Origin of the sequence: Streptomyces sp. TRM49041 (genome assembly GCF_008271805.1) — a bacterium.
Classification (GTDB): Bacteria; Actinomycetota; Actinomycetes; order Streptomycetales; family Streptomycetaceae; genus Streptomyces.
This window is the reverse complement of the sequence record NZ_VSRY01000159.1, coordinates 25,541-38,950: the sequence shown is the minus strand read 5'-3', so window position 1 is coordinate 38,950 and position 13,410 is coordinate 25,541. Positions and strand designations below refer to the sequence as shown.

Genomic DNA, 13,410 nt, shown 5'->3' with positions numbered 1-13,410 from the left:
GAACGAGGCGAACGGAAGGATGTGCGAATGGCGAGGAAGCCGCTGCTGCTGATCGATGTCGACGGTCCGCTGAACCCGTACGAGGCGCTGTCGCGGAGCGGGCCGCCGGAGGGCTACCGCAGGCATCGGATGCGCCCGTCCGGCTGGACCGACGTCCAGCCCCTGCCGGTGCTGCTGAATCCCGGACACGGCGAGAGGCTGCTGGCGCTGGCAGGCACATACGAGCTGGTGTGGGCGACCACATGGAAGGACGAGGCCAACACATGGATAGGGCCGCGCCTCGGGCTGCCCGAGCTGCCGTACATCGCCTGGCCCGAGACGCGCGGGAAGGCCCCTCGCGGGACCTTCTGGAAGACGCGGTACGTGCTGGAGTACGCGGCCGGGCGGCCGTTCGCGTGGGTGGACGACGACATCACGGCGTACGACCGCGAATGGGTGGAGCGGGAACACCTCGCCGCCGCCCTGTTGCTGCACGTCGATCCGGGGATCGGGCTGATCCGGCCGGACTTCGACGCGCTCGCGGACTGGGCGGCGGCGCTGTGAGGGACCTGCGGTTACTTCTTCCTGGCGTCCGCCCATGCGTGCTGGATCACCAGATCCGCCTTGACCTCGGCCAGCTGGGCCGCGACCGCCGACGGGGCCGTGCCGCCCCGGCCGCTGCGCGACGCCAGGGCACCCGGGACGTTGAGGACCGTACGGACCTCGGGGGTGAGGTGCTCGGAGATCTTCGCGAACTGCTCGTCGGTCAGCTGGTCCAGCTCGATGCCCCGCGCCTCGCACTCCTTGACGCACTCGCCGGCGACCTCGTGGGCCACCCGGAACGGCACGCCCTGCTTGACGAGCCACTCCGCGATGTCCGTCGCCAGGGAGAAGCCCGCCGGGGCCAGCTCCTCCATGCGCTCGCGGTTGACCGTGAGAGTCGCCATCATGCCGGTGAAGGCCGGCAGCAGGACCTCCAGCTGGTCGCAGGAGTCGAAGACCGGCTCCTTGTCCTCCTGAAGGTCGCGGTTGTACGCGAGGGGCAGCGCCTTGAGGGTGGCCAGGAGCCCGGTCAGATTGCCGATCAGACGGCCCGACTTGCCGCGCGCCAGCTCCGCGATGTCCGGGTTCTTCTTCTGCGGCATGATCGACGAGCCGGTCGAGAAGGCGTCGTGCAGGGTCACGAAGGAGAACTCCTTCGTGTTCCAGATGATGACCTCCTCGGCGATCCGGGAGAGGTTCACACCGATCATCGCGGTGATGAACGCGAACTCGGCGACGAAGTCCCGCGACGCCGTGCCGTCGATCGAGTTGCCCGCGCTGCCGTTCTCGAAGCCCAGGTCCTTGGCGACCGCCTCCGGGTCGAGCCCGAGGGACGACCCGGCGAGTGCGCCGGAGCCGTACGGGGAGACCGCCGTGCGCTTGTCCCACTGGCGCAGCCGCTCCGCGTCCCGGGAGAGCGACTGGACATGGGCGAGCACATGGTGGGCGAAGAGCACGGGCTGGGCGTGCTGGAGGTGCGTACGGCCCGGCATCGCGACGTCCGGGTGCGCATCGGCGAGGCCCACGAGGGCGTCCTGCAGGTCGGCGATCAGGCCGCCGACGATCCGGGCGTGGTCGCGCAGGTACATCCGGAACAGGGTGGCGACCTGGTCGTTCCGGGACCGGCCCGCCCGCAGCTTGCCGCCGAGGTCCGGGCCGAGGCGCTCCAGCAGGCCGCGCTCCAGGGCGGTGTGCACGTCCTCGTCGGCGATGGTGCCGGTGAAGGAGCCGTCCGCCACGTCGGCCTCCAGCCGGTCGAGGCCGGCCAGCATGCGGGTCAGCTCGTCCTCGGTGAGCAGCCCGGCCTTGTGCAGCACGCGCGCGTGGGCGCGGGAACCGGCGATGTCGTACGGCGCCAGCCGCCAGTCGAAGTGGACCGACGCGGACAGTTTCGCCAGCGCCTCGGCCGGGCCGTCGGCGAACCGGCCGCCCCAGAGCCGGACGTCACCGTTGTTGCTGCTCACTGCGGAAGCTCCTCGGGAGGATAGGGATGTACGTCCGCCTCCCCGCCGCACGGGAAGCGGGGAAGCGGGGAGGCGGTTGTCGAACGACTTCGGCTCAGGCGAGGTCACGCTTGGCGGCGATCTTCGCCGACAGGCTGAAGAGGTCGATGAAGCCCTGCGCCTTCGACTGGTCGAAGGTGTCGCCCGAGTCGTACGTGGCGAGGTTGAAGTCGTACAGCGACTGGTCCGACTTCCGGCCGGTGACGACGGCCCGGCCGCCGTGCAGGGTCATCCGGATGTCGCCGGAGACGTGCTGGTTGGCCTCGTTGATGAAGCCGTCCAGGGCGCGCTTCAGCGGGGAGAACCACAGGCCGTCGTAGACCAGCTCGCCCCAGCGCTGCTCGACCTGCCGCTTGTACCGGGCCAGCTCGCGCTCGACGGTGACGTTCTCCAGCTCCTGGTGGGCGGTGATCAGGGCGATCGCGCCGGGAGCCTCGTACACCTCGCGGGACTTGATGCCGACGAGCCGGTCCTCGACCATGTCGATCCGGCCGATGCCCTGGGCGCCGGCCCGCTCGTTGAGCTGCTGGATGGCCTGGAGGACGGTGACGGGCTTGCCGTCGACGGCGACCGGGACGCCCTCCTTGAAGGTGATGACGACCTCGTCGGCCTCGCGGGGCTCGGCCGGGTTCGAGGTGTACTCGTAGATGTCCTCGATCGGGCCGTTCCAGATGTCCTCGAGGAAGCCGGTCTCGACGGCCCGGCCGAAGACGTTCTGGTCGATCGAGTAGGGGGACTTCTTGGTGGTGGCGATCGGCAGGTCCACCTTCTCGGCGAAGGCGATGGCCTTGTCCCGGGTCATCGCGTAGTCCCGGACCGGGGCGATGCACTTCAGGTCGGGGCCGAGGGCGGCGATGCCGGCCTCGAAGCGGACCTGGTCGTTGCCCTTGCCGGTGCAGCCGTGGGCGACGATCGAGGCGTTGTGCTTCTGGGCGGCGGCGACGAGGTGCTTGACGATCGTGGGCCGGGACAGCGCGGAGACGAGCGGGTACCGGTCCATGTAGAGGGCGTTCGCCTTGATCGCCGGGAGGCAGTACTCGTCGGCGAACTCGTCCTTGGCGTCCGCGACCTCGGCTTCCACAGCACCGCAGGCGAGCGCGCGCTTGCGGATGACGTCCAGGTCCTCGCCGCCCTGGCCGACGTCCACGGCGACGGCGATGACCTCGGCGCCCGTCTCCTCGGCGATCCAGCCGATGGCGACGGAGGTGTCAAGGCCGCCCGAGTAGGCGAGTACGACGCGCTCGGTCACGGGTTTCTCCTTAGCGGTGCATTCACTGACAGGCATAACTATGCAGGGGGCCGTATGTTTTGTCAACGCGGATCCTGAGCCGGTCCGTTTCCTGCCCGGCGCATGCCTCCGCCGGACGACAATGACTCCCATGGGACAGCGATACGAACGCATCGAGGGCCGGATACGCACCTTCATCGAGGAGCAGCCGGTCTTCTTCACGGCCACCGCCCCGCTCGCGGGTGACGGCCACGTCAACCTCTCCCCCAAGGGACGCAAGGGGACTCTCGTCGTCATCGACGGACTCACCCTCGCCTACCTGGACTTCGGCGGCAGCGGCGCCGAGACCGTCGCCCATCTGCGCGAGGCGGGCAACGGCCGGATCACCCTGATGTGGTGCGCCTTCGCCGGGCCTCCCAAGGTGCTGCGCGTGCACGGCACGGGCGAGGCGGTCTTCCGGGACGACCCCCGCTGGGCGGAGCTCGTCCCGCACTTCGCGGAGGCGGACGGCCCGGCCGCCCGTGCGATCGTCCTCGTCCACGCGCGGCGGATCAGTGACGCGTGCGGCTTCGCCGTCCCGTTCATGGACTACCGCGAGGAGCGCACCCAGCACGCCGAGCACTTCGGCCGCAGGACGGACGAGGAGTTCGCGGCGTACTGCGAGAAGAAGGAGCACGTCGGCCGGAGCCTGGACGGCCTGCCCGCGCTCCCCCTGCCCCTGCCGCCCCGGACGGACGCGCCCCGGGAGCGGTGAGGGAGCCGCGCCCTTACGGTCGTGGCCATGCGCCCCGGTCTCGCCCTGGCTTCCGTCCTCCTGCTCCTGCCCGCGTCATGGGTGGCCCCCGGCGACCCGGACTCCCTGCCGTCGTGGCTGACCGACACCGGCGGAGCCACGCAGCTGATCACCGCCGAGGCGCCGGACGCCGGGGCGACGACGGGGACGGTGACCTGGTGGGAGCTGACCGGCGACCGCCGCCGCTGGGTACGGGCGGGCACCGCCCCGGCGAGGTTCGGCGCGGGCGGCCTCGTGGACGGGGAACGCCGCGAGCAGGGCACGTCGACGACCCCGACGGGCGTGTACGAGCTCCTGTACGGCTTCGGCATCGACCCGGCGCCGGCGGGGGCGTCGTACCCGTACCGCGGGGTGACGCCCGCCGCGTGGTGGTGCCAGGACAACGCGTCACGCTCGTACAACCGCTGGGTCGAGCCCCTGCCGGCGGACTGCCGGGCGGACGAGGCGGAGCACCTGATCACCTACCGCGCGCAGTACGCCCACGCCCTGGTGATCGCCTTCAACTACCACCGCCCGGTCCGCGGCCGGGGCGCCGGTATCTTCCTCCACGCGAACGGCGAGGGAGCGACGGCGGGTTGCGTGTCGGTCCCGAAGGACGCGATGGCCCGCATTCTGACGTGGGTCCGGCGCGACGCTCGCCCCCACATCGCGATCGGGACGGCGTCGGGGGCCTGAACGGCGTCAGGACGGCGCCCCGGTGTCCGGGGCGCCGTCCTGACGGTCGAGCGGGTGGCAGCGGCTACCGGTCCTTCTGCGCCAGCCCCAGCAGGTGGTCGGCGAGCGCCTGGCCGCCGGACGGGTCGCGGGAGATGAGCAGCAGCGTGTCGTCGCCCGCGATGGTGCCGAGGATGGCGTTCAGCTCGGCCTGGTCGATGGCCGAGGCGAGGAACTGGGCGGCGCCCGGAGGCGTACGCAGGACCACCAGGTTGGCGGACGCCTCGGCGGAGATCAGCAGTTCGCCGGAGAGGCGCCGCATGCGCTCCTCCTTCGCCGACTCGCCGAGCGGGGCCTGCGGGGTACGGAAACCGCCTTCGCTGGGGACCGCGTAGATCAGCTCGCCGCCGGTGTTGCGGATCTTCACCGCGCCCAGCTCGTCGAGGTCGCGGGAGAGCGTCGCCTGGGTGACGCTCAGTCCGTCGTCCGCGAGGAGCTTCGCCAGCTGGCTCTGGGAGCGCACCGGCTGCCGGTTGAGGATGTCCACGATCCGGCGGTGGCGCGCCGTGCGGGTCTGCGGCACGGAGGGCCCTCCCACAGACTCCGTCTGGGGGGACGCCCAGTGCTCGTTGTTCCGGGCCTCGGTCATCGTCGCTTCATTCTCCGGATCGTCCGTCCCCGTCGGCTGCCTCGAGGACACCGGGCAGGGCCCGGAGGAAGGCGTCCACCTCGTCGTCGCCGATGATCAGCGGTGGCATGAGCCGTACGACATCGGGGGCGGGCGCGTTCACCAGGAGGCCGGCGTCCTGAGCCGCCTGCTGCACCCGAGGTGCGAGGGGCTCGGTGAGCACGATACCCAGCAGGAGGCCCGCGCCCCGGACATGGGAGACCAACGGATGGTTCAGGGCCTCGATTCCGTCGCGCAGCCGCTCGCCGAGGCGCTTGACCTGGTCGAGTGTCCCGTCGGCGGCGAGCGTGTCCAGCACGGCGAGGCCGGCGGCGGCCGCGACGGGGTTTCCGCCGAAGGTCGTGCCGTGGTGGCCTGGCCTCAGCAGCTCGGCCGCCTCCCCGAAGGCGACGGTCGCGCCGATGGGGAGGCCGCCGCCCAGGCCCTTGGCGAGGGTGACGACATCGGGCTCGACGCCGTGCGCCTGGTGCTCGAACCAGTGGCCGCAGCGGCCGATGCCGGTCTGCACCTCGTCGAGGACGAGGAGGGTGCCGGTGGCTCGGGTGATCTCCCGGGCCGCCTCCAGGTAGCCCTTGGGCGGGACGACGACACCGTTCTCGCCCTGGACGGGCTCGATGATCACGAACGCGGTCCGCTCGGTGACGGCGGCGCGCAGGGCGTCGGCGTCGCCGTAGGGAACGTGGGTGACCTCACCGGGGAGCGGCAGGAACGGCTCCTGCTTGCCGGGCTGGCCGGTGAGCGCGAGGGAGCCCATGGTGCGGCCGTGGAAGCCGCCGGTGGTGGCGACCATGTGCGGCCGGCCCGTCAGGCGGCCGATCTTGAACGCTGCCTCGTTGGCCTCGGCGCCGGAGTTGCAGAAGAAGACCCTGCCGGGGCGGCCGAAGAGCTGGAGCAGCCGCTCGGCGAGCACGACGGGGGGCTCGGCGACGAACAGGTTGGATACGTGCCCCAGGGAGGCGATCTGCGCGGAGACCGCCTCGACGACGGCGGGGTGCGCGTGACCGAGGGCGTTGACCGCGATGCCGCCGACGAAGTCGAGGTATGCGGTGCCGTCGGCGTCCCACACAGTGGCGCCCTCGCCGCGTACGAGAGGCAGCCTGGGCGTGCCGTAGTTGTCCATCAGCGCGCCCTGCCAGCGCTGGGTGAGATGCCGGTTGTCGCTCATGACGCCCCCTGGTCGTCGGGCACGACCATCGTGCCGATGCCCTCGTCGGTGAAGATCTCCAGCAGGATCGAGTGCTGGACGCGTCCGTCGATCACGCGCGCCGTGTGGACCCCGTTTCGTACGGCGTGGAGGCAGCCCTCCATCTTGGGGACCATGCCGCTGGACAACTCGGGCAGGAGCTTCTCGAGTTCGGTGGCGGTGAGGCGGCTGATGACCTCGTCGCTGTTCGGCCAGTCCTCGTACAGTCCCTCGACGTCGGTCAGGACCATCAGCGTTTCGGCGTCCAGCGCCGCGGCGAGTGCCGCAGCCGCCGTGTCGGCATTGACGTTGTAGACATGTCCATCGTCCTCGGAGCGGGCGATGGAGGAGACGACCGGGATGCGTCCGTCCGCGAGGAGCGCCTCGATGGCGCCGGTGTCGAGGGCGGTGATCTCGCCGACGCGGCCGATGTCGATCAGTTCGCCGTCGATGCGGGGCTGGTGCCTGGTGGCGGTGATGGTGTGGGCGTCCTCGCCGGTGAGGCCGACGGCGAGCGGGCCGTGCTGGTTGAGCAGCCCGACGAGTTCGCGCTGGACCTGTCCGGCGAGGACCATCCGTACGACGTCCATCGCCTCGGGTGTGGTGACGCGCAGGCCGGCCTTGAACTCGCTGACCAGCCCGTGCTTGTCGAGCGCCGCGCTGATCTGGGGGCCGCCGCCGTGCACGACGACCGGCTTGAGGCCGGCGTGCCGGAGGAAGACCACGTCCTGGGCGAAGGCGGCCTTGAGCGCGTCGTCGACCATGGCGTTGCCGCCGAACTTGATGACGACCGTCTTGCCGTGGTGGCGGGTCAGCCAGGGCAGGGCCTCGATGAGGATCTCTGCCTTCGGGAGCGCTGTGTGCTTACGGGTGCTCATGAGCTGTAGGCGCTGTTCTCGTGGACGTAGTCGGCGGTGAGGTCGTTGGTCCAGATGACCGCGGAGTCGGTTCCGGCGGCGAGGTCGGCGGTGATCCGCACCTCGCGGTAGCGCATGTCGACGAGGTCGCGGTCCTCGCCCACGGAGCCGTTCTTGCAGACCCAGACGTCGTTGATGGCGACGTTGAGCCGGTCCGGTTCGAAGACGGCGCTCGTGGTGCCGATGGCGGACAGGACACGGCCCCAGTTGGGGTCCTCGCCGTGCAGGGCGCACTTGAGGAGGTTGTTGCGGGCGATGGACCGGCCCACCTCGACGGCGTCGGCCTCGGACGCGGCGTTGATCACCTCGACGCGGATGTCCTTGGAGGCGCCCTCGGCGTCGCCGATGAGCTGTCGCCCGAGGTTGTCGCAGACCTCGCGGACGGCCTCGGCGAAGTCGTCGTAGGCGGGGGCGAGGCCGGAGGCGCCGGAGGCGAGGAGCAGGACCGTGTCGTTGGTGGACATGCAGCCGTCGGAGTCGACCCGGTCGAAGGTGACGCGGGTGGCGTCGCGCAGCGCCTTGTCCAGGACGGGGGCGTCGACGTCGGCGTCGGTGGTGAGGACGACGAGCATGGTGGCGAGGCCCGGGGCGAGCATGCCCGCGCCCTTGGCCATGCCGCCGACGGTCCAGCCGTCCTTGGTGACGACGGCGGTCTTGTGGACGGTGTCGGTGGTCTTGATCGCGATGGCGGCCTTCTCGCCGCCGTGCTCGGAGAGCTCGGCGGCGGCCTTCTCGACGCCGGGCAGGAGCTTGTCCATGGGGAGCAGGATGCCGATGAGGCCGGTAGACGCGACCGCGACCTCGCCCGCGCCGGTGCCGAGGACCTCCGCGGCCTTCTCGGCGGTGGCGTGGGTGTCCTGGAAGCCCTGGGGGCCGGTGCAGGCGTTGGCACCGCCGGAGTTGAGGACGACGGCGGTCAGCTCGCCGGTCTTGAGGACCTGCTCGGACCAGAGGACCGGGGCGGCCTTGACGCGGTTGGAGGTGAAGACGCCCGCGGCGGCGCGCCGGGGACCGTTGTTGACCACGAGGGCCAGGTCCGGGTTGCCGTTCTCCTTGATTCCGGCGGCGATGCCCGCCGCCGTGAATCCCTTGGCTGCCGTGACGCTCACGGTGCGACTCCGATCGTGGAAAGCCCGGTCTCTTCCGGGAGCCCGAGGGCGATGTTCATGCTCTGCATCGCGCCGCCCGCGGTGCCCTTGGTGAGATTGTCGATGGCGCTGATGGCGATGACGCGGCCCGCCGCCTCGTCGTAGGCGACCTGCACCTGAACGGCGTTGGAACCCTGGACGGACGCGGTGGCCGGCCACCGGCCCTCGGGGAGGAGGTGCACAAACGGTTCGTCGGCGTATGCCTTCTCGTAGGCGGCGCGTACGTCCTCCGCCGTGGTCCCCGCCCTCGCCTTGGCGCTGCACGTGGCGAGGATGCCGCGGGACATGGGCGCGAGGGTGGGCGTGAAGGAGACGGTGACGGGCTCGCCGGCTGCCGCGCCGAGGTTCTGGACCATCTCGGGGGTGTGCCGGTGGCCGCCGCCGACGCCGTACGGGGACATGGAGCCCATGACCTCGGAGCCGAGCAGGTGCGGCTTGAGCGCCTTGCCCGCGCCGGAGGTGCCGGTCGCGGCGACGATCACGGCTTCGGGCTCGGCGAGGCCGTTCGCGTACGCGGGGAACAGCGCGAGCGACACGGCGGTCGGGTAGCAGCCGGGCACCGCGACACGCTTGGACCCCTCCAGCGCGGCTCGGGCGCCCGGCAGTTCGGGGAGGCCGTACGGCCAGGTCCCGGCATGCGGCGAGCCGTAGAACCTCTCCCAGTCGGCGGCGTCCTTCAGCCGGAAGTCGGCGCCCATGTCGATCACCAGGACGTCGTCCCCGAGCTGCTCGGCGACGGCCGCGGACTGCCCGTGCGGCAGGGCGAGGAAGACGACGTCGTGGCCGGCGAGCACCTCACCGGTGGTCGGCTCCAGGACCCGCTCGGCGAGCGGCACGAGATGCGGCTGCAGAGCGCCGAGCTTCTGGCCGGCGTTGGAGTTGCCGGTCAGCGCGCCGATCTCCACGCCGGGGTGCGCGAGCAGCAGACGGAGAAGCTCTCCACCCGCGTATCCGCTCGCACCCGCAACTGCCACACGTACCGTCATCGGACCTCCATCATCGATGGCATGACTATACGCACCAATGCAGTTTTATGCAAAGAGTTCTCGACGGGCACAGTAGCGCGCCGGGGCTGTCGGTCGCGGGTCGCTGGATACCCCGGGAGGCCGCGAGAGCGATGAGTGGAACACTCAACTTCAGCGAGGCAGGCTGTACACATGCGATCGCTCTTCCGCGCAGCTCCTCCGCCAGGAGTGGGCGGTCATAGCCGGGCCCTTTTCCGAGTCGCGCAGTGCGTGCCGTTCGTGATCGTACTGGTCGCGCTGGGCATCGAGCTCTCACCTGCCAACTTTCTGGTCACCGGCACTTTCCTCACCGCGATGCCGGCGCTGGCCGCGTTGACGATGGGCCCGAAAGGCATCCTCTCCGTAGCAGCTCTCGCTCTGGCCACTGACCTGACCTCCCCCGCCTACGACCAGGCGTACTACAGCAACATCGTGAGTCTGCTTCTGGTGTCCCTGGCCAGTGTCACGATGAGCAACGCCGTGCGTACGCGCAGGCAGAGCGAGCTCGACCAGGTCCGTCGGATCGCCATGGCAGCCCAGGAGGCCATCCTGCGTCCGGTACCCGCCCGGCTGGGCCCGGTGCGGGCGGCCAGCATGTATCTCGCGGCTGAGACGGGGGCGCAGATCGGCGGTGATCTGTACGAGGCTGTGCACACCCGGTACGGGGTCCGGCTGATCGTGGGGGACGTCCGGGGCAAGGGACTGCCTGCCGTGCGCGCGGCCGCAGCCGTGCTGGGCGCGTTCCGGGTGACCGCGCAGTACGAGGATGAACTCGCGGAGGTGATGAACCACTGCGCGGCCGCGCTGCGACAGGAGCGCGCCGTGCCCGGTGCGGTCGATCAGGAAGTTCTGCTGGAGGGCTTCGTCACCGCGCTCATAGCCCAGGTCCCGGACAGCCAAGTGGTCGAGGTGGTCAACCGCGGCCATCCGCCTCCGCTGGTACTGCGCCAGGGCAAGGTTCAGGCCCTGATGCCCACCTCACCGCTGCCACCCCTCGGCCTGGAAGACCTCCTCACCGGTGGTCCTCCCGCCAAGGCGGAGAGCTATCCGTTCGCACCCGGCGACCGTCTGCTGCTGCACACCGACGGCGTGATCGAAGCCCGCAACCCTGACAACAACGATTTCTTCGCCCTGCCCGAGGCAATGGAGGCGGTGCACACCTGCCCCCCGCACGAGTTCCTGGAACAACTGCACCGCGGACTGCTCCGTCACACCGATGGCGGCCTGGCGGACGATGCGGCGATGCTCCTCGTGGACCGTCTCGACGAACAAGCAGGTGACAGACCGCAGTGATCTCCCGGCCACGTCCTGAGCACGGTGCTTGGCGAAACCCGCCGACTGAAGCGCTCAGTCACATCAGCCGACGTAGGCCGCGAGGTGCTCGCCGGTGAGGGTGGAGCGGGCGGCGACGAGGTCGGCGGGGGTTCCCTCGAAGACGATCCGGCCGCCGTCGTGGCCGGCGCCGGGGCCGAGGTCGATGATCCAGTCGGCGTGCGCCATGACCGCCTGGTGGTGCTCGATGACGATGACCGACCTGCCGGAGTCGACGAGCCGGTCGAGCAGGCCGAGCAGCTGCTCGACATCGGCGAGATGGAGGCCGGTGGTCGGCTCGTCGAGAACGTAGACGCGCCGGTCGCCGGCCTTCTCGGCCATTTGGGTGGCCAGCTTGAGCCGCTGACGCTCGCCGCCGGACAGTGTCGTGAGCGGCTGGCCGAGGCTGAGGTAGCCGAGCCCGACGTCGGCGAGCCGGTCGAGGACCCGGTGCGCGGCCGGCGTGCGCGCCTCGCCCGCGCCGAAGAACTCCTCGGCCTCGGACACCGACATCGCGAGCACCTCGCTGATGTCCCGCTCGCCGAGGCGGTACTCGAGCACCGATGCCTGGAACCGCTTCCCCTCGCAGTCCTCGCAGGTCGTGGCGACGCCGGCCATCATCGCCAGGTCGGTGTAGACGACGCCGGCGCCGTTGCAGGTGGGGCAGGCGCCCTCGGAGTTGGCGCTGAACAGCGCCGGCTTCACGCCGTTGGCCTTCGCGAACGCCTTGCGGATCGGGTCGAGCAGTCCCGTGTACGTCGCCGGGTTGCTCCGTCGCGAGCCGCGGATCGCGGTCTGGTCGATCGACACCACACCCTCCCCGGCGGGGATCGAGCCGTGGACGAGCGAGCTCTTGCCGGAACCGGCGACGCCGGTGACGACGGTGAGCACCCCGAGCGGGATGTCGACGTCCACGGACCGCAGGTTGTTCACCGTCGCGCCGCGGATCTCCAGCGTGCCGGTGGGCTTCCGCACCGTCTCCTTGAGGGTGGCCCGGTCGTCGAGGTGGCGGCCGGTGAGGGTGCCGCCGGCCCGCAGCCCCTCGACGGTGCCCTCGAAGCAGACGGTGCCACCCGCCGTACCGGCGCCGGGACCGAGGTCGACGACGTGGTCGGCGATCGCGATCGTCTCCGGCTTGTGCTCCACGACGAGCACCGTGTTGCCCTTGTCCCGCAGCCGCAGCAGCAGGTCGTTCATCCGCTGGATGTCGTGCGGGTGCAGCCCGATGGTGGGCTCGTCGAAGACGTAGGTGGTGTCGGTGAGCGAGGAGCCGAGGTGGCGGATCATCTTGACGCGCTGCGCCTCGCCGCCCGACAGGGTGCCCGAGGGCCGGTCGAGCGAGAGGTAGCCGAGGCCGATCTCCACGAAGGAGTCGAGTGTCCCCCGCAGCGCGGTGAGCAGCGGCGCCACCGACGGCTCGTCGAGGCCGCCGGCCCATGCGGCCAGATCGCCGATCTGCATCGCGCACGCGTCGGCGATGCCGATCCCGCCGATCCGCGACGACCGGGCCGCCTCGCTCAGCCGGGTGCCGCCGCACTCGGGACAGGTGGTGAAGGTGACCGCCCGGTCCACGAACGCCCGGATGTGCGGCTGCATCGCCTCCCGGTCCTTGGAGAGGAAGGACTTCTGGATCTTGGGGATCAGCCCCTCGTAGGTGAGGTTGACGCCCTCGACCTTCACCTTGGTCGGCTCCCGGTGGAGGAAGTCCCGCATCTCCTTCTCGGTGAAGTCGCGGATCGGCTTGTCCGGGTCGAGGAAGCCCGACTCGGCGTAGAGCCGCACGGTCCAGAAGCTGTCCGACTTCCAGCCGGGGATGGTGAAAGCGCCCTCGGAGATCGACTTGGAGTCGTCGTAGAGCTGGCTGAGGTCGATGTCGGAGACCGTGCCCCGGCCTTCGCAGCGCGGACACATTCCGCCGGTGCGGGTGAAGGTCGCTTTCACGGCCTTGGCGGCACCGCGTTCGACCGTGATCGCACCGCTGGCCCGGACCGAGGGGACATTGAAGGCGAACGCGCTGGGCGGCCCGATGTGCGGCTCCCCGAGTCGGCTGAAGAGGATGCGCAGCATCGCGTTGGCGTCGGTGGCCGTGCCGACCGTGGAGCGGGGGTCGGCACCCATCCGCTGCTGGTCGACGATGATCGCCGTCGTCAGCCCTTCGAGGACGTCGACCTCGGGCCGCGCCAGCGTGGGCATGAAGCCCTGCAGGAAGGCACTGTAGGTCTCGTTGATCAGCCGCTGCGACTCCGCGGCGACCGTGTCGAAGACCAGCGAACTCTTGCCCGAGCCGGAGACGCCCGTGAACACCGTCAGTCGGCGCTTCGGGATCTCGACGTCGATGTCCTTGAGGTTGTTCACACGCGCGCCGTGCACCCGGATCAGATCATGGCTGTCGGCGACGTGCGGCGCAGCCCCGGTCGACTCCGTGTCCGTCCTCGTGGCCATGCTTATCGGTCTCCGTCA

12 protein-coding genes are annotated in these 13,410 nt (G+C 70.6%); 4 read left to right on the top strand and 8 right to left on the bottom strand.

Translation table 11 applies throughout. The annotated features are described in order from the left end of the window. Positions 1 to 27 precede the first annotated feature (27 nt). A complete protein-coding gene (locus FVS66_RS26720; RefSeq protein ID WP_149183789.1) occupies positions 28 to 543 on the top strand; it encodes an HAD domain-containing protein in 516 nt (171 codons plus the stop codon). An 11-nt stretch (positions 544 to 554) separates the two neighbouring features. Here the strand turns inward: FVS66_RS26720 and argH are convergent, their stop codons facing one another. Continuing rightward, positions 555 to 1,985: an argininosuccinate lyase gene (gene argH, locus FVS66_RS26715; RefSeq protein ID WP_149183788.1), complete on the bottom strand. Its 1,431-nt coding sequence runs from the start codon at positions 1,983 to 1,985 to the stop codon at positions 555 to 557. 94 nt (positions 1,986 to 2,079) lie between these two features. Next, positions 2,080 to 3,273, bottom strand: coding sequence for an argininosuccinate synthase (locus FVS66_RS26710; RefSeq protein ID WP_149183787.1), 1,194 nt, complete (start codon positions 3,271 to 3,273; stop codon positions 2,080 to 2,082). A gap of 130 nt (positions 3,274 to 3,403) precedes the next feature. On the opposite strand from FVS66_RS26710, the gene FVS66_RS26705 reads away from it, so the two are divergent. Both FVS66_RS26705 and FVS66_RS26700 read left to right on the top strand, forming a co-directional pair. Continuing rightward, positions 3,404 to 4,006, top strand: a complete 603-nt coding sequence (locus FVS66_RS26705) for a pyridoxamine 5'-phosphate oxidase family protein (RefSeq protein ID WP_149183786.1) — start codon at positions 3,404 to 3,406, stop codon at positions 4,004 to 4,006. 27 nt (positions 4,007 to 4,033) lie between these two features. Next, on the top strand, positions 4,034 to 4,720 hold the full coding sequence (locus tag FVS66_RS26700; protein WP_149183785.1) for a L,D-transpeptidase: 687 nt from the start codon (positions 4,034 to 4,036) through the stop codon (positions 4,718 to 4,720). Between the two features lie 64 nt (positions 4,721 to 4,784). Here FVS66_RS26700 and FVS66_RS26695 read toward each other — a convergent pair whose 3' ends face one another. Genes FVS66_RS26695 through argC form a run of 5 tightly spaced genes read right to left on the bottom strand, consistent with a single transcriptional unit; the run spans position 4,785 to position 9,621 of the window. Continuing rightward, positions 4,785 to 5,348 (bottom strand): arginine repressor, encoded by a 564-nt coding sequence (locus FVS66_RS26695; RefSeq protein ID WP_149183784.1) that lies wholly within the window; start codon positions 5,346 to 5,348, stop codon positions 4,785 to 4,787. Positions 5,349 to 5,355: 7 nt separating this feature from the next. Beyond that, entirely contained in the window at positions 5,356 to 6,552 is a 1,197-nt protein-coding gene (locus FVS66_RS26690; protein WP_149183783.1) for an acetylornithine transaminase, read from the bottom strand. After that, positions 6,549 to 7,448 (bottom strand): acetylglutamate kinase, encoded by a 900-nt coding sequence (gene argB / locus FVS66_RS26685; RefSeq protein WP_149183782.1) that lies wholly within the window; start codon positions 7,446 to 7,448, stop codon positions 6,549 to 6,551. The genes FVS66_RS26690 and argB overlap by 4 nt, the downstream gene beginning before the upstream one ends. Further along, the gene (argJ, locus tag FVS66_RS26680; RefSeq protein ID WP_149183781.1) at positions 7,445 to 8,596 is read right to left on the bottom strand and encodes a bifunctional glutamate N-acetyltransferase/amino-acid acetyltransferase ArgJ; all 1,152 of its coding nucleotides are present in this window, start codon (positions 8,594 to 8,596) and stop codon (positions 7,445 to 7,447) included. Before argJ ends, argB begins: the two co-directional genes overlap by 4 nt. After that, positions 8,593 to 9,621 carry an N-acetyl-gamma-glutamyl-phosphate reductase gene (argC, locus tag FVS66_RS26675; RefSeq protein WP_149183780.1) on the bottom strand — a complete coding sequence of 343 codons (1,029 nt, stop codon included), beginning with the start codon at positions 9,619 to 9,621 and terminating at the stop codon, positions 8,593 to 8,595. The genes argJ and argC overlap by 4 nt, the downstream gene beginning before the upstream one ends. A 171-nt stretch (positions 9,622 to 9,792) precedes the next feature. Here argC and FVS66_RS26670 point away from each other — a divergent pair, with 171 nt between their 5' ends. Next, positions 9,793 to 10,932 carry a PP2C family protein-serine/threonine phosphatase gene (locus FVS66_RS26670; RefSeq protein ID WP_149183779.1) on the top strand — a complete coding sequence of 380 codons (1,140 nt, stop codon included), beginning with the start codon at positions 9,793 to 9,795 and terminating at the stop codon, positions 10,930 to 10,932. 63 nt (positions 10,933 to 10,995) lie between these two features. Here FVS66_RS26670 and FVS66_RS26665 read toward each other — a convergent pair whose 3' ends face one another. Then, complete coding sequence (locus FVS66_RS26665; RefSeq protein WP_149183778.1) at positions 10,996 to 13,392, bottom strand: excinuclease ABC subunit UvrA; 2,397 nt, start codon at positions 13,390 to 13,392, stop codon at positions 10,996 to 10,998. Between the last annotated feature and the right edge of the window lie 18 nt (positions 13,393 to 13,410).